The organism is Pseudoxanthomonas sp. 97-1-1, from assembly GCF_057773125.1.
Map to the genome: position 1 here is coordinate 581,843 of NZ_JBYMTJ010000002.1, position 22,800 is coordinate 604,642.

Below are 22,800 nucleotides of genomic sequence, written 5' to 3' on the forward strand. Positions count from 1 at the left end.
GCGCTGCTGTTGCCTCAGCGCTGCCGCTTCTTCTCTTCCTCGCGCACCTTGCGGCGCACGAACAGCGCCACGAAGACGCTGATGCCCACCATGATGATGCTGCCGCCGATGGCCAGCCAGCCCACCGGCTCCATCAGGATCTCGCGCAGGATCGGATGCATGTCGTGTTCTCCCCGGTTGTGGTGGCGCCAACGTCGCACCGTGCGTTTCGGCCGGCATTGATCCGGATCAACCCTGCGCGGTGGCTGCGGCATGCGGTCGCAGGGCATGGCATAGAATCGTGGCTGGCCCACGGGAGACTGCCGGATGCAGCGTTACCTCGCCTTTGCTGTCTGCGTGTTGCTGGCTGCCGCTTCACTGGCGTTCGCGTCGATGTGGCCGGGAGCGTGGTGGGGTGTCGCGGTGTTCGGTGCGCTGGCACTGCTGGGCACGTGGGACGTCCTGCAGACGCGCAGCACGCTGCGGCGCAACTATCCGGTACTGGCGCACTTCCGTTACGGGCTGGAATCGGTCGGTCCCGAGATCCGCCAGTACTTCATCGAGGGCGACACGGCGGAAGTGCCGTTCTCGCGCCAACAACGCGCACTGGTCTACCAGCGCGCGAAAGGCGTCAGTGACGTGGTGCCGTTCGGCAGCCAGCAGGACGTCTACGGCGTCGACTATGAATGGATCAACCATTCGATGGCGCCGGCGCACGTGGATTCCCACGACTTCCGCGTGGTGATCGGCGCCGGCACCGCGCAACCGTATTCGGCCAGCGTGTTCAATATTTCGGCGATGAGTTTCGGTTCGTTGTCGGCCAATGCCGTGCGCGCGCTGAACGAAGGCGCGCGACGCGGCAATTTCTACCACGACACCGGCGAAGGTTCGATCTCGCCCTATCACCGCGAGAAGGGCGGGGACCTGGTGTGGGAAATCGGCTCGGGCTACTTCGGTTGCCGCGACGAGCAGGGGCGCTTCAGCGAGGCGCGCTTCATCGAGAACGCGCATTCGCCGCAGGTGAAGATGATCGAGCTGAAGCTGTCCCAGGGCGCCAAGCCGGGTCACGGTGGCGTATTGCCGGCGGCCAAGGTCAGCGCGGAGATCTCTGCGACACGCGGGGTGCCGATGGGGCACGACTGCGTCTCGCCAGCGAAGCACTCCGCGTTCTCCACGCCGGTCGAGCTGCTGCAGTTCGTCGCCCGCCTGCGCGAACTTTCGGGCGGCAAGCCGACGGGTTTCAAGCTGGCGATCGGCCACCCGTGGGAATGGTTCGGCATCGCCAAGGCCATGCACGAGACCGGGCTGCTCCCGGATTTCATCGTCGTGGACGGTGCGGAAGGCGGTACCGGCGCGGCCCCCGCGGAGTTCATCGACCACGTTGGCGTGCCGATGCACGAGGCGCTGCTGCTGGTGCACAACACGCTGGTCGGGCTGAACCTGCGTGACCGCATCCGGATCGGCGCGGCAGGCAAGATCATCAGTGCCTTCGACATCGCCCGCACCATGGCGATGGGCGCGGACTGGTGCAACGCCGCGCGCGGCTTCATGTTCGCGCTGGGCTGCATCCAGTCGCAGAGCTGCCACAACGATCGCTGTCCGACCGGCGTAGCCACCCAGGATCCCGCGCGCTGGAAGCACCTGGACGTGGGCGACAAGTCGGTGCGCGTGCAGCAGTTCCACGACAATACCTTGAAGGCGTTGCGCGACATGCTGTGCGCGGCGGGGCTGGAGCACCCCCAGCAGCTGGGGCCGGAGCACATCCTGCGGCGGGTGTCGCCGATCGAAGTGCGGTCGCTGGCGGCGCTGTACCGCTTCCTGGAGCCGGGCGAACTGCTGGACCGCGTGCCGTCCCACGCGGTGTTCCGCGATTTCTGGCCGGAGGCGCGCAGCGACGCCTTCGCGCCGCCCAGGCGGGTCAGTGCGCTGTGCGATACCAAGGATCGCTGAAGGCGGGCGCGTTGACCGGGCGCCCGGTCCGCGCTTATCATTCGCGCCCCGATGATTTCGGGCGGTTAGCTCAGCGGTAGAGCACTGCTTTCACACGGCAGGGGTCACAAGTTCGAAACTTGTACCGCCCACCAGTTCCATCGGAAAAGCCCGGCCTTGGCCGGGCTTTTCCGTTTCCGGTCCGCCACGGTCCGGGCAGTCGTCGCCCCGGCGCTCCCGCGCGCTGGCAGGTGCAGCCATAAGTGCTTGTTTCTCTGGGTGAAACGGTCCGCTGGATGGGGTGTCTGTGATACACTCCGCAGGCTGCAGAACCTGCCGGAATCCCCGCCCGATCCTGCCCCGCCGGACTTGTCCCGGCCGGGAAGGTGTGGGCCCGGATTCGGGCCCGAGACAACCAAAGAAACACGGAACCCGAATGGCCGATACCGCCAAGGAAATCATCCCCGTCAACCTCGAAGACGAGATGCGACGCAGCTATCTCGATTACGCGATGAGCGTGATCGTGGGGCGCGCGCTTCCGGATGTCCGCGACGGTCTCAAGCCTGTCCACCGGCGCGTCCTGTTCGCGATGAACGAACTGGGCAACCACGCCAACAAGCCGCACGTGAAGTCCGCCCGTATCGTCGGCGACGTGATCGGCAAGTACCACCCGCACGGCGACCAGTCGGTCTACGACACGCTGGTGCGCATGGCGCAACCGTTCTCGCTGCGCTACATGCTGGTCGATGGCCAGGGCAACTTCGGTTCGGTCGACGGCGACTCCGCGGCCGCCATGCGTTACACCGAAGCCCGCATGGCCAAGCTTACCCATGAGCTGCTGGCCGACATCGACAAGGAAACCGTCGATTTCCAGCCCAACTACGACGAGAAGGAACAGGAGCCGACGGTCCTGCCGACGCGCTTCCCGAACCTGCTGGTCAATGGCTCGGCCGGTATCGCGGTGGGCATGGCGACCAACATCCCGCCGCACAACCTGTCGGAAGTGGTCAACGGCCTGATCGCGCTGATCGACAATCCGGAACTGGATGTCGACGGCCTGATGCAGTACATCCCCGGCCCGGATTTCCCCACCGGCGGCATCATCAATGGCACCGCCGGCATCATCGCCGGCTACCGCACCGGCCGTGGCCGCGTGCGCATGCGCGCCAAGGCCGATATCGAGGTCAACGACGACAACGGCCGCGAGTCGATCATCGTTACCGAGATCCCGTACCAGGTGAACAAGGCACGGCTGATCGAGAAGATCGCCGAGCTGGTGAAGGAAAAGAAGCTCGAAGGCATCAGCGAGCTGCGCGACGAGTCCGACAAGGACGGCATGCGCATCTACATCGAGGTCAAGCGCGGCGAGTCGGCCGAGGTCGTCCTCAACAACCTGTACCTGCAGACGCCGATGGAATCGGTGTTCGGCATCAACATGGTCGCGCTGGTCGATGGCCGCCCGCAGCTGCTCAATCTGAAGCAGATGCTGGAAGCGTTCGTGCGCCACCGTCGCGAAGTGGTGACCCGTCGGACCATCTTCGAACTGCGCAAGGCGCGCAACCGCGCCCACATCCTGGAAGGCCTGACGGTCGCGCTCGCCAACATCGACGAGATGATCGAGCTGATCAAGACGTCGGCCAACCCGCAGGAAGCGCGCGAGCGCATGCTGGCCAAGACCTGGGAGCCGGGCCTGGTGGGCTCGCTGCTCGCCGCTGCAGGCGCGGAAGCGTCGCGTCCGGAAGACCTGCCCGCCGCCATTGGCTTCGTCGACGGCCGCTACCAGCTCAGCGAGGCGCAGGCCACGCAGATCCTGGAAATGCGCCTGCACCGCCTGACCGGCCTGGAGCAGGAAAAGCTGACCGAGGAATATCGCCAGTTGCTGGAGGTCATCGCCGGCCTGATCCGCATCCTCGAGAACCCGGACGTGCTGCTGCAGGTGATCCGCGACGAACTGCTGAACGTCAAGGCCGAGTTCGGCGACGAGCGCCGCAGCGAGATCCGCCACAGCGAAGAAGACCTGGACATCCTCGACCTGATCGCGCCGGAAGACATGGTGGTCACGCTGTCGCATGCGGGTTACGCCAAGCGCCAGCCGGCCAGTGCCTATCGCGCGCAGAAGCGTGGCGGCCGTGGCCGCAGCGCGGCGGCGACCAAGGAAGAGGATTTCATCGACCAGCTGTGGCTGGTCAATACGCATGACACGCTGCTGACCTTCACCAGCAGCGGCAAGGTGTTCTGGCTGCCGGTGTACCAGTTGCCGGAAGCCGGCTCCAACGCGCGTGGCCGTCCGATCATCAACTGGATCCCACTGGAAGCAGGCGAGAAGGTGCAGGCGGTGGTGCCGGTGCGCGCCTATGAAGAAGGCCGCTACGTCTTCTTCGCCACCAGGAACGGCACGGTCAAGAAGACCCCGTTGACGGAATTCGCCTTCAAGCTGGCGCGCGGCAAGATCGCGATCAACCTCGACGAAGGGGACGCGCTGGTCGGCGTGGCCCTGACCGACGGCGAGCGCGACGTGATGCTGTTCGCGTCCAACGGCCGTGCCGTGCGCTTCTCCGAGTCGCTGGTCCGCGCGATGGGCCGCACTGCGACCGGCGTGCGTGGCATGCGCCTTGCCGCGGGCGTCGATGCCGAAATCGAGGGTGAGCAGGACGAGGGAGAGGCGGGCGATGCCGATGGCGTGCCAGCGTTGCCGGAGGCCGGCTCCGAGGTCGTCAGCCTGGTCGTGGTCGATGGCGAAGGCGATATCCTGACCGCCAGCGAGCGCGGCTATGGCAAGCGCACCCCGGTGGCCGACTACCCGCGCAAGGGGCGTGGTACCCGCGGCGTGATTGCGCTGAAGACCACCGAGCGCAACGGCCGCCTGGTCGGTGCCATCCAGCTGTCCGACCACCACGAAGTCCTGCTGATCTCCGATGGCGGCACGCTGGTGCGTACCCGTGCGGCGGAAATCTCGCAGGTCGGACGCAATACCCAGGGCGTTACCCTGATCCGCCTGTCCGATGGCGAGACGTTGCAGGCGGTGGAACGCCTGGATGCCTCGCTCGACGAGGATGAGGTCATCGACGGCGTCGGCATCACATCTGCCGCGCCGGACGCCACCGAGGCGCCGCCGGAAGCATGATCCGGCGGTGAGTCATGGAGACGCGCGGCATTGACCCCGCCGTCTCCATTCCCGCGTTCTATACTGCCTGTACGACCAAGGCAGGGAATGGCACATGGGATCGCTCTATCGGAACTGGACGAACGCGCGCGGCCACTGGGTGCGCGCGTTTTTTGTTGTCTTGCTGGCGGCAGCGGCGTTGGCTGGCTGCAAGCGCAACGAGACCGGGCAACTTCCCGACATCAGTGGCGAACCCATCAAGGCGAAGGCCGAGAAGGTGGAAGGCTTCGCGCTGGTCGGCGCGTATCCAGACCAGCATGACGGTGACCTGGCCATCGCGCTGGAGTTCAGCCGGCCGCTGGTGAGCTCGCAGGATTTCGACACGCTGCTGGTGGTGAAGGACGCCAACGGCGCGGCCGTCAAGGGCAGCTGGGTGCTGGACGACAAGGGCCTCGTCCTGCGCTTCCCCTCGGTGGAAGCCGCGAAGGACTACGAGGTCACGCTGAAAGCGGGTCTTTCCGCCGCGGACGGTACGCGACTTGGCAAGGACGACACGCGCAAGGTGCATACCGGTGAACTCGACCCGGCGGTGGGCTTCGCCTCGCAGGGCAGCGTGTTGCCGGCGCGCGAGAGTCGCGGCTTGCCGGTGGTGTCGATCAACGTCCCGGAAGTGGACGTGGAGTTCCTCCGGGTCAGCGAGAAGCAGCTGCCCAAGTTCTTCGCCGAGTACCAGCGCGGCGGTCGCCGTGGCAGCTGGGACCTGGACAGCGACTACGGCGACAGCACGCCGCTGGGCCAGCTGGCCGAACCGGTCTATCTCAACCGCTTCGTGCTGGGCGGCAAGCCCAACGAGCGCGTGCTGACCTACCTGCCGATCCAGGACATCCGCGAACTGCAGGATCCGGGCCTCTACTTCGCGGTGATGAAGCGTACCGGCAAGTTCGCGGGCGAGTTCGAGACCGCCTTCTTCACCGTCAGCGACATCGGCCTGCATACGCGCGCCTATAAGGACAAGCTGTTCGTCCACACCGCGTCGCTGCAGGACGGCACCGCCACCGGCAGCGTCGAATTGAAGGTGCTGGATGCGCGCGGCGAAAGCATCCTGGCCGGCAAGACCGACGGCAATGGCAATGCACTGCTGAACTACACGCTGGACGCCGGACACGTGCTGGTCGCCACGCGCGGCAAGGACGTGTCGATGCTGCCGTTCAACCAGCCGGCGCTCGACCTGTCGGAGTTCGCCGTCGCCGGTCGCGAACAGGCGTGGTTCGACGTGTTCGCGTGGTCCGGGCGCGACCTGTACCGTCCCGGTGAAACGGTGCGGATCTCCGCGCTGCTGCGCGACAACGACGGCAAGCCCGTGCCTGCACCGAAGCAGGGCGGCGGACAACCCGTGTTCCTGCGCCTGAAGCAGCCGGACGGCAAGGTGTTCCGCGAGACGCGCCTGCAGCCAGGCGCGCAGGGCTACTTCAACTTCGAACAGGTGATCCCGGTGGAAGCGCCGACGGGGCGCTGGCAGGTGGAGTTCCGTACCGACCCGGCCAGCAAGGAAGCCGTGCAGGGCATGACGCTGCGCATCGAGGAGTTCCTGCCCGAGCGCATGAAGCTGGACCTGGACACCGCGCAGTCCGTGCTGAAGCCGGGAGAGCCGTTCAAGCTGAAGGCGACGGCCGCCTACCTGTACGGGGCGCCAGCCAGCGGCAACCGTTTCACCGCCAAGCTGGCGGTGGCGGTGGAACAGCACCCGCTGGAGCAATTGCCCGGTTACTTCTTTGGCGACCCGACGCTGGAACTGCCGAAGGAGGCCAAGGACGTCATCGATACCACGCTGCCCGAGAGCGGCGTGGTGCAGGAAGACATCGCATTGCCGGCCGAGGCCAAGCCGCGCAGCACCATCGCCGCCATCGTATCGGGCAGCGTGTACGAGACCGGTGGTCGCACGGTGAACCGCACGCTCAAGCGCGTGCTGTGGCCGGCCAACGCACTGGTCGGCATCCGCCCACTGTTCGACGACAAGGACGGTGCCGATGCCAACGCCAACGCCGGATTCGAACTGGTGCGCGTGGATGCCGCCGGCAAACCGCAGCCCGGCAAGGGCCTGAAGGCGACGTTGGTTCGCGAGCTGCGCGACTACCACTGGAACTACGACGAGGATGGCGGCTGGGACTACGACTTCACCCGTCGGTTCGAGAACAAGGACACGCGCACGCTGGACGTGGGCGCGGGCGCGTCGAAGATCGATTTCCCGGTGGAATGGGGCGAGTACCGGCTGGATGTGTTCGATCCGGCCACCGGCCTGACCACGCGCTATCCGTTCCGTGCCGGCTGGAGCTGGGACGACCAGAACCGCGGCCTGGATGCGCGCCCCGACAAGGTCAAACTGGCGCTGGACAAGACCGGTTACAAAGTCGGCGATACGCTGCAGGTCACCATCACCCCGCCGCATGCGGGCAAGGGCCTGCTGATGGTGGAGAGCGACCGCATGCTGTACGTGCAGGCGATCGACGCCAAGCCGGGCAGCACGTTCTCCATCCCGGTGACCAAGGACTGGGAGCGGCATGACGTCTACATCACCGCGCTGGTCTTCCGCGGAGGATCGGCACCCAGCAAGATCACGCCGGCGCGCGCCGTGGGCGTGGCCCACGTGCCGATGGACCGCCGCGAGCGTCGCGTCGCCGTCGGGTTGTCGGTGCCGAAACAGATGCGCCCCGAGCAGAACCTGCCGGTAACGGTCAGTGTTCCCGAGCTCGCGGGACAGGCCGCGCACGTCACCGTGTCGGCGGTGGATGTCGGCATCCTCAACATCACCCGCTTCCCCGTGCCCGACGCGAACGCGCAGTTCTTCGCCCAGCGCCGCTTCGGCGTGGACGCCTATGACATCTACGGCCGCGTGATCGAGAGCTTCGAAGGCGGCAGTGCGAAGATGCGCTTCGGTGGCGACATGGCGCTGGCGGCCTTGCCGCAGGCCAAGCGGCCGACCTCGCGCGTGCAGACCGTGGACCTGTTCTCCGGTCCGGTGAAGCTGGACGGCAAGGGCAATGCACGCATCGCGCTGAAGGTGCCGGACTTCAACGGCACGCTGCGCGTGTCGGCGCTGGTCTACTCGGACACGCGCTACGGCAACCGCGATCGCGAGACCGTGGTGCGCGCGCCCATCGTGGCCGAAGCCAGCCTGCCGCGCGTGCTGGCGCCGGGCGACAGGAGTACCGTGACCCTCGACGTGCAGAACTTCACCGGCAAGACGGGCGCCTTCAAGGTGCTGGTGAGCGGTGAAGGGCCGCTCGCCATCGGCGAGGGCAGCAGGACGGCCGATCTTCCGGTTGATGCCAAGCGCACCCTGACGTTCCCGATCACCGCGGGTGAGGGCTACACCACGGCGCAGGTGCGCGTGCGCGTGGAAGGCAATGGCTTCAAGGTCGATCGCCGTTACGACGTGCCGGTGCGCGCAGGTTGGCCCGCGGTACTGCGCTCGCGCACGCAGGTGCTGGACAGCCTGGGGCCGGTGGAAATGGGCGCGGGCTTCGCGGATGGACTGATGCCCGGCTCGGTCACGGCGCGCATGACGGTCAGTGCGCTGCCGCCGATCCCGTTCGCAAGTGCCCTGAAGGGCGCGCTGGAGTACCCGTATGGCTGTGCCGAGCAGACTACCAGCAAGGGCTACGCTGCGCTGGAGCTGGATGATGCGACGGCCAGGCTGTTGGGCATCGATGGGCTGGAGGCGAAGAAGCGCCGCGAGCGCATGGAGGGCGCCTTCGGGCGGTTGGCGTCGATGCAGGTGGCGAACGGCCACTTCTCGATGTGGGGCGACGACGACTACGTCAACCCGGGCCTGACGCCCTACATCGCCGAGTTCCTGCTGGATGCGCGCGAAGGCGGCTTCGCGGTCCCGGATGCGGTGCTGCAGAAGGCGCTGGCGCGCCTCAACGAAGACCTGCTGGCCGGCGGCGCGCAGTTCTACGGCTACGACCGGCGCGATCACCTCAAATTCGCCAACCAGGCCTATGCAGGTTACGTGCTGGCACGCGTGAACCGGGCGCCGCTGGGTACGCTGCGTGCGTTGTACGACAACGAGCGCGGCAAGAGCCTGACCGGCCTGCCGCTGGTGCACCTGGGTATCGCGTTGTCGCTGCAGGGCGACAAGAACCGTGGCGCCAAGGCGATCACCGAAGGGTTCGCCAAGACGGGCGACCGCCCGGAATACCTGGGCGACTACGGGACGAAACTGCGCGACGACGCCTTGATGATCGCGCTGGTACACGAGCGCAAGCTGGCCAAGCCGGAGTTCGACCGTCGCGCCATCTCGCTGGGACGCGAACTGGACGCGCGCCGCAACAGTGGCTGGCTGTGGTTGAGTACCCAGGAGCAGGTGGCGCTGGCAAGGCTGGGCAAGGCGCTGATGGTCGACCAGAAGAAACTGGTCTCGGGCCAATGGAGCATCGGCGGCGATGCGCAGGCGGTGGCGCCCGTGCGCCTGTTCGGGCGCAGCGTGGACCATGCCGCGCTGGCGCGCGGCGTGCGTTTCGTACCCGAGGGTTCGCCGCCGCTGTACGCATCGCTCGACGTGGCCGGCATCCCGCGCAGTGCGCCAGCGCCGGACAACCGCCAGATCGGCATCGAGCGTCGCTACTACACGACCGATGGAAAGGAATGGAAAGGCGGCACGCTGAAGGAGGGCGAAGCCTTGATCGTGCGCGTCGGCATCACCGCCAATGTCGCCATGCCGGATGCATTGTTCACCGACCTGTTGCCGGCGGGGCTGGAGATCGAGAACTTCAACCTCGGCGATGCCAAGCAATGGGCCGAAGTGGTGGTGGATGGCATCTCGATCAGCGACCGTGGTGGCGCGGCCGACGTGAAGCACGAGGAGTTCCGCGACGACCGCTACGTGGCCGCACTGAAACTGGATCGCGGCGATACCGCCAAGGTGTTCTACCTGGTGCGCGCGGTGACGCCGGGCACGTACACCGTGCCGCCCTCGCTGGTGGAGGACATGTACCGTCCGGACATCCGCGGTGTCGGCAAGGCGTCACCGGCGACGATCACGGTGGTGCAGCCGTAGCGCGGACGGTCTTCTTTCTTCATCCCGGCGCGAGCCGGGATTCCTCCTGGTCTTCAGTCGTTTCCGGTCAATGACGCTGCGGACCGGTACCAAAAAAGATTCCACTATGCGCTGGACTGACGGTGTGGATCGAGCGGGAGTTCGTCCGACCGTCATCCCGGCGAACGCCGGGATCCATCTTGATCTTCAGCCATCTACGGCCAATGACACTGCGGATCAAAAGCAGAATGGATTCCAGCATGCGCTGGAATGACGGGGTTGGAGTTGGCGAGAAGTATCCCGGACGTCATCCCGGCAAACGCCGGGATCCATCTTGATCTTCCAGCCATCTACGGCCAATGACACAGCGGATCAGAAGCGAAATGGATTCCAGCATGCGCTGGAATGACGAAGGTCGGAAACGACGCTGGTTGTCCTGCCTGCGATGGTCGACGGTGGTCCTGCTCGTCGCGCTGCTGGTGGCGGATCTTGCATTCCCACCGCCGCTGCCAAAGACCCGTGACACCAGCACGCTGGTGGTCGCACGCGACGGCACGCCGCTGCGCGCCTTCGCGGACCGCGACGGCGTCTGGCGCTATCCCGCATCACCCGACACGGTATCGCCGCTCTACCTGCAGGCGCTACTGAACTACGAGGATCGCTGGTTCTGGAGGCATCCCGGCATCAATCCGTGGGCCCTGGTGCGCGCGGCAGGCCAGTTCGTGAGGCATGGACGCGTGGTCTCCGGCGGCTCCACGCTGACCATGCAGGTCGCGCGCATGCTGGACCGGCATTCGCGCACGCCATGGGGCAAAGCCAAGCAGATGCTGCGCGCGCTACAGCTGGAAGCGCACCTGTCCAAGCGCGAGATCCTGACGCTCTATCTCGAGCGCGCGCCGTTCGGCGGCACCATCGAAGGCGTGGATGCGGCGAGCTGGGCCTACCTCGGCAAGCCTGCAGCACGGCTTTCGCATGCCGAGGCAGCACTGCTCGCGGTGCTGCCGCAGTCGCCCAGCCGGCTGCGCCCGGACCGCCATCCTGAGGCGGCACGGGTGGCACGCGACAAGGTGCTGCAGCGCATGGCCGATCTCGGCGTCTGGTCGAAGGCCGAGGTCGATGATGCGCGTGTCGAGCCCGTCGTCGCCCGTAGCCTGCAGGCGCCGTTGAGCGCCGCACTGCTGGCCGAACGTCTGCGCCGCCAGCAACCGCGAGCATCGCGTATCACGTCCACCTTGGATGCCGGCCTGCAGCGCACACTGGAAGAGCGCGTACAGAGCTACTTCTCCACGCTGCCTGCACGGACATCCGCGGCGCTGCTGGTGATCGACAACGCCACGATGGAAGCGCGCGCCTATGTGGGCTCGGTGGCGTTCGGTGACCGCGAACGGCTGGGACATGTCGACATGGTGCAGGCATGGCGTTCGCCTGGTTCGACACTAAAGCCGTTCCTGTACGGCCTGGCGTTGGACGACGGACTGATCCATTCCGAGAGCCTGCTGATCGACGCGCCGCAGTCCTTCGGTGGCTACCGGCCCGGCAACTTCGACGCGGCCTTCAATGGACCCGTCAGTGCCGCTGATGCGCTGCGCCTGTCGCTCAACGTGCCCGCAGTGGACCTGCTGGACCGCGTCGGACCGGCGCGTTTCTCAGCGCGTCTGGCGAACAATGGTCTCGTGCTGCGCTATCCGCGTGGTGCGCAGCCCAACCTGTCGCTGATCCTCGGCGGCACGGGTGCGCGCCTGGAGGATCTGGTGGGCGCATACGCAGGATTGAACCGTGGCGGACTGTCGGGCCGCGTGCGTTACACCGCAGAGGACCCAGCCTCCGATCGGCGCCTGCTGTCGCCCGGCGCGGCATGGATCATTCGCGAAGTACTGGAGGCGCATCCGCGTCCCGGTTACGGCAGTGGCGTGCTCGACACCGCGAACCGCCCGCGCGTAGCGTGGAAAACCGGCACCAGCTATGGCTTCCGCGATGCGTGGGCGCTGGGCAGCACCCGGCGTTACACGGTCGGCGTGTGGGTCGGGCGGCCCGACGGTACGCCCTTGCCCGGCCAGTACGGCGCCGTCACGGCGCTGCCGTTGATGTTCGAAGTGATCGACAGCCTGCCGCGTGCGCAGGGCGATGCGGGTCCGATGCCGCCACCTGCCGACGTGGCGGAACAGGCGATCTGCTGGCCGCTGGGCACCCAGGCGGAAGCTGAGGCGCCGCAGCTCTGCCAGCGCAGGCGCGATGCGTGGACGCTGGGCGGAAACGTGCCGCCGACATTCGCCGAACGCGATGCTCGCCTGTGGAATGCAGGCCGCGAACGTTTCGAGGTGGACGCGCGCACCGGTCTCCGGCTGTCGAGTGAATGTGCCCGTGCACATGAAGCACGAAGCACGGAGATCGCACGCTGGCCCGCGTTGGCTTCGCCCTGGCTGCCTGCACGCGAGCGGATCGCTTCACGGCTGCCGCCGCTGTCGCCCGATTGCCAGCCCGACGGCCGTGATGCCGCCGAGGAACTACGCATCGACGGCCTCAATGACCTCGCCACGCTGGCCCGCGCTCCCGGCAGTCAACATGGCGTCCGGTTGCAGTTGCGCGCACTGGGCACGGATACCCGCGTGCAGTGGCTGCTCGACGGTCGCTGGATCGCGGAAACGCACGGCACGCAGGCGTTCCAACAGGATTTCACCGAGACGGGGGAGCACCAGCTCACCGCACTGGCCGACAGCGGCGCGTGGGCAAGGGTGCGGTTCAACGTACTGAGGTGACTGCGATGCCTGCAGGAGGGGCTGAAGCCCCTCCTGCACCGGTGTCAGGGCATCCGTCAGCCGATGTGTTCCAGCACATGCTCCGCGCCGGAGACCTTGTACTCGCCGGGCGCTTCCACGAACACGTTCTTCACCACGCCGTCTTCCACATACAGTGCGAAGCGCTTGGCGCGGATGCCCATGCCGTAGGCGCTGGCGTCCATCTCCAGGCCCAGTGCCTTGGCCAGGTCGGCATTGCCGTCGGCGAGCATCTGCAGGCCATCCGGCACGTGCTGGGTCTTGCCCCAGGCCTGCATGACGAAGGGATCGTTGACCGACACGCAGAAGACCTCGATGCCGCGGCTGCGGAAATCGTCGAAGTGCTGCACGTAGCTGGGCAGGTGCTTCTCCGAGCAGGTCGGGGTGAAGGCGCCGGGGACAGCGAACAGCACGGCCTTGCGGCCATCGAACAGGGTGACGGTGTCGACCGTCTCCACGCCCTCGCGGATCCGCTTGAGGGTTACTTCGGGAACGCGCTCGCCAACCTGGATGCTCATGGAAATGCCTTGTGTGGAGGGAAACTGAATGCAGTTTAGCGTGTCGGTGTGGTGTGGCCGTGACGGTCTTGAAATGACCGGGCAAGCGCCTATTTCCGGGGCATCGGCGCCCGGCAGGACCGGCGCCACTTCCAGAGGAGCTACCGACATGAGCATCGTGCAGTACAACCCTTGGGGCAATGCCCGCGGCCTGCAGGACGAGATCAAGCAGGTCTTCGACCGTTTCCTGGGCGAGGCCGACGCCGACCAGTCCAACGTGGTAACCAGCCAGTGGGCGCCGCGCGTGGACATCCGCGAGGACAACGACCGTTTCGTGATCCTGGCCGACATTCCGGGCGTGGACCCCAAGGACATCGAGATCCACATGGACAAGGGCATCCTGACCTTGCGGGGCGAACGGGTGTCGGAGAAGGAAGAGGGGGCGCGCTATTCCCGCATGGAACGCGTCCACGGCACCTTCTACCGCCGCTTCTCGCTGCCGGACAGCGCCAACGCCGACGGCATCACCGCCACCGGCAGGCATGGCGTCCTGCAGATCGACATCCCCAAGAAGCCTGAAACCACGCCACGCCGCATCCAGGTGCAGTAAGCCGTGCCGGGGCCCCGCCGGTCGACACGGCGGGGCAGCGGGCGGAGCGATAGAATCGGCCCGTGGCGCCCGCGTCGCGGGCCTTTTCTTTTTTCCGGATGCCTCCCCGCCATGGTGGATGGCATTCCGCGTGATCGTGCGGAGATTCCATGCAGTTCAAGGACTATTACGCGGTACTGGGCGTCGAGCCCACGGCCGGCGACGCCGAGATCAAGACGGCGTACCGTCGTCTGGCCCGCAAGTACCACCCGGACGTCAGCAAGGAGTCCGGCGCCGAGGATCAGTTCAAGGCCGTCAACGAGGCTTACGAGGCGCTGCGCGACCCGCAGAAGCGGGCAGCCTACGACCAGCTGCGCGCGCGCGGCTATCGGCCCGGAGAGGAGTTTCGCCCGCCGCCTGATTTCGGGCGCGGCGGGCCGGGATCGCAGGACTTCGACTATGAGGAGATCTTCGGTGGTGCGGGCGGTGGCACTGGCGGGTTCAGTGATTTCTTCGAGGGGTTGTTCGGCAGGCGCGCCCGCGCGGAGCAGGCGCAGTCGCGCGGACCGCAGCCGATGCGGGATTCGCGCGCGAAGCTGTCGGTGCCGTTGCAGGCGGTGCATGACGGCGGCAGCGTGCGGGTGAACGTCAACGGACGGCAGCTCGATGTCCGCGTGCCGACAGGGGTGAAGCCGGGGCAGGTGATCCGGCTGGCCGGGCAGGGTACGCAAGGCGGAAACCTGCTGCTGGAAGTGGAGTACGCGCCGCACCCGCAGTTCGAGGTGGACGGCCGCAACATCATCCATGTGCTGTCGTTGACGCCCTGGCAAGCGGCGCTCGGCGCAACCGTCAGTGTCCCCACGCTGGGTGGCGCAGTGGACCTGAAGATCCCGGCGGACTCGGATTCCGGCCGCAAGCTGCGCCTGCGCGGGCGCGGCCTGCCCGGCACGCCACCCGGTGACCAGATCGTGGAACTGGAGATCACGGCGCCGCGTGCGGAGACCGATGAGCAGCGTCAGGCCTACGCGGCACTGGGCAAGGCCTTCGACGCCTGATCCCATCCGCGAAACGTAGGGTGCGCCCTGGCGCGCCACGCTCTCGATCAACCTCAAGGCATCGAGGGCGCCGTGATGGTGCGCCAGGGCACATCCGATGTTCGGCAGTGCGGAATGGCGAAATTTTCGCCACCCGTCTTGACATGTCCGCCGCACAAGGCGGCTAGAGGGTTATCCACAGTTTCGTGCGGGTTCCATCCACACGCATTGTGGAAAACCCTGCGCATCACCCGTGGATTCCAGCCCCCTGAAAGCACCACGCCACCCGAAGGTGGCGTGGGAAACATCATGCAACCTGGCAGGTCCGCTTACTTGACCTGCTTGGCCGCCGGCGCAGCGCTGGCGGGTGCCGTCAGGCCGCGCTTCTCCAGCAAGGGCTCGATCCTGGGATCGTGGCCGGCGAAGTCGCGGAACAGCTTCATCGCATCCTGGCTGCCGCCCTGCGACAGCAACGTCTTGCGGAAGTGGTCGCCGTTCTCGCGCTTCAGGCCGCCGTTGTTCTTGAACCATTCCACGCTGTTGGCGTCCAGCACTTCCGACCAGATGTAGGCGTAGTAGCCGGCGGAGTAGCCGCCCATGATGTGGCTGAAGTACGGGGTCTTGTAGCGCGGCGGCACCGGCTTGTAGTTGATGCCGTCGGCGGTCAGCGCGGCGGCCTCGAACTTCATCACGCCGGCGGCGTCCGGCACCTGGTCGGCGGTGATCTGGTGCCAGCGCTGGTCCAGCATGGCGGCGCCCAGGTACTCGGTCGTGGCGAAGCCCTGGTTGAACTTGGACGCGGCGATCACCTTGTCCAGCAGTGCCTGCGGCATCGCCTCGCCGGTCTTGTGGTGCTTGGCGTAGTTGGCCAGGATCGACGGCCAGTCGGCCCACATCTCGTTGACCTGCGACGGGTATTCCACGAAATCGCGCGGCACGCTGGTACCGCTGAAGTACGGATACTTCACGTCGGAGAACATGCCGTGCAGCGCATGCCCGAACTCGTGGAACGTGGTGGTGACTTCATCCCACGTCATCAGCGTGGGCTCGCCGGCCGGCGGCTTCGGTACGTTCAGGTGGTTGGCGACCACCGGCTTGTCGCCGGTCAGGCCGGACTGCGACACGTACGAGTTCATCCACGCGCCGCCGCGCTTGGAGTCGCGCGCATACGGATCGAAGATGAAGATCGCCAGCTGCGAACCGTCGGCGTTGAACACGTCGTAGGTCCAGGTGTCGGCGTGGTACTTCGGCAGGTCGGTGCGTTCCTTGAACGTCAGGCCGTACAGCTGCGTCGCGGCGTAGAACACGCCGTTTTCCAGCACGTTCTTCATCTCGAAGTACGGCTTGAGCTGCGACTCGTCGAAGTTGTACTTCGCCGCGCGTACCTTCTCGGTGTAGAACGCCCAGTCCCACGGCTCAAGCGCGAAGGTCGGCTCGCCCTTGGCCTTCTGCTCCTGGTCGATCATCGCCTGCAGGTCGGCGGCCTCGCGCTTGGCGTTGGCCACGGCGGCCGGCGCCAGCTTGCCGAGCATCGCGTTGACGGCTTCCGGCGTGCGCGCGGTCTGGTCTTCCAGGCCGTACGCGGCGTGGTTGGGGTAGCCCAGCAGTTTCGCGCGATCGGCGCGCAGCTTCATGATGCGCGAGACCAGCGCGGTGGTATCGAACTCGCCACCACGGCTGCCGCGCACGACGGAGGCTTCGTGCAGGCGCTGGCGCAGGGCGCGGTTGGTCAGCTGCGACTCCGGCGGCTGGCCCGTGGTGTTGAGCAGGGTCAGGACGTACTTGCCCTCGAGGCCACGCTTCTTGGCGGCTTCGGCAGCGGTGGCGATCTGGCCATCGGTCAGGCCGTCGAGTTGCTTCACGTCGTCAACAATGACGGCCGAGGCGTTGACTTCCTTCAGCACGTTGTCGCTGAAGGTGGTGCCCAGCGACGCCAGTTCACCGTTCATTTTCTTCAGCGTCGCCTTGTCGGCTTCGTTGAGGTTGGCGCCGGAGCGCACGAAGCTGGTGTGGTAGCGCTCGATCAGGCGCACGCCCTGCGCGTCCAGGCCCAGGTCGTTGCGCTTGTCGAACAGCGCCTTGATGCGGGCGAACAGCTTCGGATTCAGGCTGATGGCGTCGCCATGCGCGGCGAACTTCGCCGAGTAATCGGCGCGCAGCTTGTTGCGCGCATCGTTGGTGTCGGTGCCCACCAGGTTGAAGAACACGGTGGTGGCGCGGTCCAGCACCTGGCCGGATTTCTCCATCGCGATGATGGTGTTCTCGAAGGTGGGCGCGGCCGGGTCGTTGGCGATGGCATCCATCTCCTTCAGCTGCTCGGCCATGCCGGCGTCGAAGGCGGGGGCGAAGTCGCTGTCCTTGATCTTGTCGAACTGCGGGTAATGCAGCGGCAGCGGGCTTTCGGCGAAGAAGGGATTGGCGACCTGGGCGGTCTGGGTGGCCGGGGTGGCGGCCTGGCTGTAGGCGGGCATGGCGAGTCCGAGGGTCGCGGCGAGCGCGATGGCGAGGCGGGTGGTCATGTAGCGCAACGTCCTGACAGAGTGGATTCCCAAGGGTAACCCAGGGGGGCGGACCGGACCCATGACGAAAGGCATGGGCGACGGACCCGGCGGGGCCTCAATCTGCGGGAGAATCGCATCGTGCGTCCCTTGCCGGAGAGTCCCGTGAAGCCTGTCCTTGCGTTCTGCTGTGCGCTGCTGCTGGCCCCGTCGGCGCTGGCCGCCGAGACCCTGAAGTACATCGCGCTGGTCGATGGCGGCAAGAAGGCCGGGGAACAGACCGTGACGGTCGGGAATGACGGCGTCACTCGGGTGGACTTCATCTTCAAGGACAACGGGCGCGGGCCGGAGCTGAAGGAAGAGTACCGGCTCGCGGCCGACGGTACATTCGAGCGTTACCAGGTGAAAGGCGTATCCACGTTCGGTGCGCCGGTGGACGAGACGTTCACCCGTGACGGCGACCGTGGCCAATGGAAGAGCACCTCCGACGCAGGCACGCATACCTTCACCGGCACGGCGCTGTACACGCCGCTCGGTGGCACGCCGGCCACGACATCGGTGGCGCTGGCGGCGCTGGCCAGGCAGGCGGATGGCAAGCTGCCGCTGGTTCCCAGCGGCACGCTGACGCAACGCAAGCTCGCGTCGATGGACATCCGCACTGGCACGCAGTCGCGCACGGTCGACCTGCTGGCGCTGACCGGCATAGGCTTCACGCCGAGCTTCGTATGGGTAACGCGTGATGCCGAGCCGCGCTTGTTCGCTTACATCTACCCGGGCTTCCTGCAGCTCATCGAAGACGGCTGGCAGGGCACGGCCGACACGCTGGAAGCCCGCCAGAAGATCGCCGAGCGCGAGGCGCTGGTGGCACTGCAGCAGCGCCTGGCGCATCCGTTGCCGGGTACCACGCTCATCCGGAATGCGCGCGTCTTCGACAGCGAAAAGGCCGTGCTCGGGGCTTCCTCCGACGTGGTCGTGCGCGATGGCAGGATCGTGTCGGTGTCGCCGGCCGGACAGGTGACGGTGGAGGCACAACAGGTCGTCGACGCCGGCAACCGCGTGCTGCTGCCGGGGCTTTACGACATGCATGTGCACGCCGGCAGCTGGGAAGGCGGCCTGCACCTGGCGGCGGGCGTCACCAGCGCACGCGACATGGGCAACGACAACGCGACGCTGCAACAGCTGATGGCCGAGGAGAAGGCCGGCACGCTGATGCATCCGCGCGTGATTCCCGCCGGCTACATCGAAGGCCAGAGCCCGCATTCCTCGCAGGGCGGCTTCGTGGTGAAGGACCTGCCCGGCGCGAAGCAGGCGATCGACTGGTACGCCGACCATGGTTACCCGCAGATCAAGATCTACAATTCCTTCCCGAAAGAGATCCTGCGCGACACCGCCGCCTACGCCCACCAGCGCGGCATCCGCGTCAGCGGCCACGTGCCTGCCTTCATGCGGGCGCAGGACGTGGTGGAACAGGGCTATGACGAGATCCAGCACATCAACCAGGTGATGCTGAACTTCTTCGTCACCCCGGAGACCGACACGCGCACGCTGGCGCGTTTCTACCTGGTCGCCGACAAGACCGACGGGCTGGATTTCGACAGCAAGCCGGTACAGGACTTCATCGCCGAACTGGCGGAGAAGCAGGTCGTCGTCGATCCGACGCTGGCGACGTTCGAGTTCCTGCACCAGCGCGAGGGCCAGTTGTCGCCGATCGTCGCCGACGTGGCCGATCACCTCCCGCCGGACGTGCAACGCGGCCGCCGCGCTGCGGAACTGAACATTCCTGACGACGTCACCGGCGCCCGCTACAAGCGCAGCTTCGACAAGCTGGTCGACTTCACCGGGCGCATGTATCGCGCAGGTGTCCCGCTGGTCGCGGGCACGGACGAACTGCCCGGCTTCACCCTGCAGCGCGAGCTGGAACTGTATGTGCAGGCGGGGCTGACGCCCTCGCAGGTGCTGCAGGTGGCGACCTGGAACGGCGCGAAGTACAGCCGCACGCTGGACGACGCCGGCTCCATCGCGCCCGGCAAGCGCGCCGACCTGGTACTTGTGGATGGCGACCCGACGGAGAACATCAGCGACATCCGCAAGCTCGCGCTGGTGATCAAGGACGGGCGTGCGTACTACCCGGCCGAGATCCACGAAGCGCTGGGGATCAGGCCGTTTGCGCCGGCACTGAAAGTGCAATCCGCTCGCTGACCCAGCTGTTGTAGGAGCGACGTCAGTCGCGACCGCATACCTTGAGAATTCCCAGTCTGCGGTCGCGACTGACGTCGCTCCTACAGGAGGACTGGGCTACGTCAGGATCTCGTAGCGCCGCCAGATCCACGACAACTCGTACAGCAGTGCCATCACCGCGAACGTGCCGTGGAAGCGCGGGTTGCGCGTGGCGATGGCCACCAGGCTGCCGGCGACATACACCGTGTTGCGCACCCAGTACTCCGGTCCCAACTGCTGGGCATAGGCCGCGCCCTTGATCAGGGTGTCGCCGATATCGACGACGAACATCAACGCCAGCAGACCGAAGAACCAGTGCCGTCGCCCGTAGTAGTACTCGCGGTAGCCACCGCCGTCCGGCAGCGATTCCGGGAAGACCAGCGCGCACAGCAGGTACAGCAGCAGCGCGTACAGCGTGACGTACAGGTAGAGGTTGAAGTTCCAGTGTGCCTGGTGGGAAAGGCTGAATTCCCACCACCAGAAGTGCAGGAGGTAGACGAACATGAAGGCGGCCCAGACAAGGTGGACGCCATGGATGCGGTGTGCGTTCGGTCGCTCCACCAGACGCGCGACGTGGCGCAGCAGGTGGGTCAGGCCCAGGCCCACGATCATGCCCAGCAGGATGCGGACATGGATATAGAGGCTGGCGTGGCTGGCGGGATCGGCAGCTTCTTGCATGGGCAGCATCCTGGACCGGGTGCGCGGCCACGTTAGCTGATCATCGGAGGCTTGGACAGCCGCCGGGCGCATGCCTTGCCCTGCGCGCGCGCGCGGTGTCTGATAGCGTCTTTCCCGGAGCGCGCGCATGACCACCGCCTACGACTTTTCCGCCCAGGACCTCGATGGCCAGGAGCGTTCCCTGTCCGAGTACCAGGGCAAGGCCCTGCTGATCGTCAATGTGGCCTCCAAGTGCGGCTTCACGCCGCAATACACCGGCCTGGAGGCGCTGTGGCGCGAGTTCGGACCGCAGGGGCTGGTGATACTGGGATTCCCGTGCGACCAGTTCGGCCACCAGGAACCGGGCGATGAAGCCGAGATCCGCAGCTTCTGTTCGTTGAACTACGACGTGACGTTCCCCATGTTCGCCAAGATCGACGTCAACGGCGAGGGTGCGCATCCGCTGTGGAAGTGGCTGAAGCAGGAGAAGAGCGGGCTGCTCGGCATCAGCGCGATCAAGTGGAATTTCAGCAAGTTCCTCGTGGGCCGCGACGGCAAGGCGATCAAGCGTTATGCGCCGACCGATGCGCCGGCGTCGCTGGCGGGCGACGTCCGCGCTGCATTGGCCTGAAACAGCGGGCGAGGGCGTGGACAGCCGGCTGTTCCATATCGAGTTCGCCACCACCGACTACGGATTGCGCGCGTGGGTGACCGGCGTCAATGGCACGCTCGAGACCACGCTGGCCTATTGGCAGGTCATCGCGGGAGAGATCCGCCGGTTGACGCCACGTGCACTGCTGGTGGTGGATGACATGGAAGGCGAGCCACCGCCGCCGGGACAACTGCTGGAGTTCGTGCAGGCGATGCAGGGGCAGGGCATGGAGGCCGTGCGTATCGCCTACGTTGAACGGCATGCGGACCAGCTGCCGCAGGTGGAATTCGCGGGCCTGCTGGCCAACGAACACGGGTTCAACGCGCAGGTGTTCGCGGATGAGGCGGCGGCCGTGATCTGGCTGCGCTACGGGGGAGGCTGAGAGGGGACGCGCCGTTGCAGCGCCTCTTCGGGCAGCAGCGCGAGCAACTCGCGGGAGAAGGATTCCAGCACGGCCTCCGAGTAACCTCGATGGGTGCGCACGATGAGGCCATCCTGGCCGATGACGAACATGTTCGGCAGCGCAGTCACGCCGTAACGGTCCGTCACCACACCGCGGACGTCGTGGACGAAGGTCAGGTCCAGATCCTTGTTGGCACGAAGGACGCCGAGATAGTCGCTGCGCGGTTCCTTCATGTTGATGGCGATGACTTCCAGGTGCTCCCGGCCGACGATCTTCTGCATGTGGCCCAGCATCGGCAGCTCGCGCCGGCAGGGGCCGCACCACGATGCCCAGAACGTCACCACGACCACTTTGCCCTTGAGGGCATCCAGATCGACGGGATTGCCCTGGCGATCCTTCAGTGTGATGGGGGGCGGCACGTCGCCCACGCCAGGCTGCCGGACGGCATCGGCGGCGTGCACATGCGGGACAGCGGCCAAGAGCATGGCCAGCAACAGATTCCGGATCACGGCTCGTCCTCCCCAGGACCTCGTGTCGGCAGCGTAGCAGCTGACGGCGCGATCGTCCCGCGTGGCCTGTTCCCGATGCGCGCCGGGCGTGGCCCCGGCGCGCGCCTCGCGCCTATCTCTCGACGAAGGCGCGCTCGAACACATACTGCCCGGCGGTGCCGATGCGTGGTGCGGCGGTGAAGCCGCGACTGTCCAGCAGGGTGCGGAAATCGGCCAGCATCTGCGGGCTGCCGCAGATCATCGCGCGGTCGTGCTCCGCATCCAGTGCGTCGATGCCGAGGCTCTCCATCATCCTGCCGCTGGCCATCAGGTCGGTCAGGCGGCCCTGGTGGGGGAAGTCCTCGCGGGTGACGGCGGGGTAGTACAGCAGCTTCTCGCGGATGGTCTCGCCGAGGAATTCGTGCTGCGGCAATTCCTTCTCGAAATAGTCGCGATAGGCCAGGTCTTCCGCATGGCGCACGCCATGGGTCAGGATGACCTTGTCGAAGCGCTCGTAGGTCGCCGGGTCCTTGATGATCGACAGCCACGGCGCCAGTCCGGTCCCCGTGCCCAGCAGATAGAGATTGCGGCCGGGGTGCAGGTCGCTGATCAGCAGTGTGCCGGTGGGCTTGCGCCCGATCAGCACGCTGTCGCCCGGCTTGATGTGCTGCAGCCGCGAGGTCAGCGGACCGTTCTGCACCTTGATGCTGAAGAACTCGAGCTGTTCTTCCCAGTTCGCACTGGCGATCGAGTAGGCGCGCAACAGCGGCTTGCCTTCGACTTCCAGCCCGATCATGACGAACTGGCCGTTCTCGAAGCGGAAACCGTCGTCGCGGGTGGTGGTGAAGCTGAAGTAGGCGTCCGTCCAGTGACGGACGTCGAGCACCGTCTCGGTGCCGAACGCAGAGGACATGGGGGAGTCTGGGCTATCGAATCAACGGC

Annotated in this window: 15 protein-coding genes and 1 tRNA gene; 10 read left to right on the forward strand and 6 right to left on the reverse strand. The window is 66.4% G+C overall.

Features of this window, described 5'->3' with window-relative positions:
• Positions 1-14: 14 nt before the first annotated feature.
• Positions 15-161 carry a hypothetical protein gene (locus AC3DET_RS10030; RefSeq protein WP_192202759.1) on the reverse strand — a complete coding sequence of 49 codons (147 nt, stop codon included), beginning with the start codon at positions 159-161 and terminating at the stop codon, positions 15-17.
• Positions 162-306: 145 nt separating this feature from the next.
• Here AC3DET_RS10030 and AC3DET_RS10035 point away from each other — a divergent pair, with 145 nt between their 5' ends.
• The 5 genes from AC3DET_RS10035 (at position 307) to pbpC (ending at position 12,805) form a co-directional block, all read left to right on the forward strand.
• Positions 307-1,929: an FMN-binding glutamate synthase family protein gene (locus AC3DET_RS10035; protein WP_488391501.1), complete on the forward strand. Its 1,623-nt coding sequence runs from the start codon at positions 307-309 to the stop codon at positions 1,927-1,929.
• 59 nt (positions 1,930-1,988) lie between these two features.
• Positions 1,989-2,063: transfer RNA gene (locus AC3DET_RS10040), tRNA-Val, on the forward strand.
• 281 nt (positions 2,064-2,344) lie between these two features.
• Complete coding sequence (gene gyrA, locus AC3DET_RS10045; protein WP_488391502.1) at positions 2,345-5,032, forward strand: DNA gyrase subunit A; 2,688 nt, start codon at positions 2,345-2,347, stop codon at positions 5,030-5,032.
• Positions 5,033-5,126: 94 nt separating this feature from the next.
• Complete coding sequence (locus tag AC3DET_RS10050; protein ID WP_488391503.1) at positions 5,127-10,070, forward strand: alpha-2-macroglobulin family protein; 4,944 nt, start codon at positions 5,127-5,129, stop codon at positions 10,068-10,070.
• 374 nt (positions 10,071-10,444) lie between these two features.
• The gene (gene pbpC, locus AC3DET_RS10055) at positions 10,445-12,805 is read left to right on the forward strand and encodes a penicillin-binding protein 1C (RefSeq protein ID WP_488391504.1); all 2,361 of its coding nucleotides are present in this window, start codon (positions 10,445-10,447) and stop codon (positions 12,803-12,805) included.
• Positions 12,806-12,861: 56 nt separating this feature from the next.
• Here the strand turns inward: pbpC and AC3DET_RS10060 are convergent, their stop codons facing one another.
• Positions 12,862-13,341, reverse strand: coding sequence for a peroxiredoxin (locus AC3DET_RS10060; protein ID WP_337732191.1), 480 nt, complete (start codon positions 13,339-13,341; stop codon positions 12,862-12,864).
• A 148-nt stretch (positions 13,342-13,489) separates the two neighbouring features.
• On the opposite strand from AC3DET_RS10060, the gene AC3DET_RS10065 reads away from it, so the two are divergent.
• A complete protein-coding gene (locus AC3DET_RS10065) occupies positions 13,490-13,930 on the forward strand; it encodes an Hsp20/alpha crystallin family protein (protein ID WP_142125015.1) in 441 nt (146 codons plus the stop codon).
• A 149-nt stretch (positions 13,931-14,079) separates the two neighbouring features.
• The gene (locus AC3DET_RS10070) at positions 14,080-14,964 is read left to right on the forward strand and encodes a DnaJ C-terminal domain-containing protein (protein ID WP_337732190.1); all 885 of its coding nucleotides are present in this window, start codon (positions 14,080-14,082) and stop codon (positions 14,962-14,964) included.
• 308 nt (positions 14,965-15,272) lie between these two features.
• Here AC3DET_RS10070 and AC3DET_RS10075 read toward each other — a convergent pair whose 3' ends face one another.
• On the reverse strand, positions 15,273-17,462 hold the full coding sequence (locus AC3DET_RS10075) for a M3 family metallopeptidase (RefSeq protein ID WP_488391505.1): 2,190 nt from the start codon (positions 17,460-17,462) through the stop codon (positions 15,273-15,275).
• 144 nt (positions 17,463-17,606) lie between these two features.
• Here AC3DET_RS10075 and AC3DET_RS10080 point away from each other — a divergent pair, with 144 nt between their 5' ends.
• The gene (locus AC3DET_RS10080; protein WP_488391506.1) at positions 17,607-19,640 is read left to right on the forward strand and encodes an amidohydrolase family protein; all 2,034 of its coding nucleotides are present in this window, start codon (positions 17,607-17,609) and stop codon (positions 19,638-19,640) included.
• Between the two features lie 96 nt (positions 19,641-19,736).
• On the opposite strand, the gene AC3DET_RS10085 is transcribed toward AC3DET_RS10080, so the two are convergent.
• A complete protein-coding gene (locus AC3DET_RS10085; RefSeq protein ID WP_337732187.1) occupies positions 19,737-20,336 on the reverse strand; it encodes a hypothetical protein in 600 nt (199 codons plus the stop codon).
• Positions 20,337-20,463: 127 nt separating this feature from the next.
• Here AC3DET_RS10085 and AC3DET_RS10090 point away from each other — a divergent pair, with 127 nt between their 5' ends.
• Positions 20,464-20,946 (forward strand): glutathione peroxidase, encoded by a 483-nt coding sequence (locus AC3DET_RS10090; RefSeq protein ID WP_488391507.1) that lies wholly within the window; start codon positions 20,464-20,466, stop codon positions 20,944-20,946.
• A 16-nt stretch (positions 20,947-20,962) separates the two neighbouring features.
• A complete protein-coding gene (locus AC3DET_RS10095) occupies positions 20,963-21,349 on the forward strand; it encodes a hypothetical protein (protein ID WP_337732185.1) in 387 nt (128 codons plus the stop codon).
• On the opposite strand, the gene AC3DET_RS10100 is transcribed toward AC3DET_RS10095, so the two are convergent.
• Together AC3DET_RS10100 and AC3DET_RS10105 are read right to left on the reverse strand one after the other, a co-directional pair.
• On the reverse strand, positions 21,334-21,879 hold the full coding sequence (locus AC3DET_RS10100) for a TlpA disulfide reductase family protein (RefSeq protein WP_488391508.1): 546 nt from the start codon (positions 21,877-21,879) through the stop codon (positions 21,334-21,336). The genes AC3DET_RS10095 and AC3DET_RS10100 overlap by 16 nt on opposite strands.
• 112 nt (positions 21,880-21,991) lie before the next feature.
• A complete protein-coding gene (locus AC3DET_RS10105) occupies positions 21,992-22,771 on the reverse strand; it encodes a ferredoxin--NADP reductase (protein WP_488391509.1) in 780 nt (259 codons plus the stop codon).
• Between the last annotated feature and the right edge of the window lie 29 nt (positions 22,772-22,800).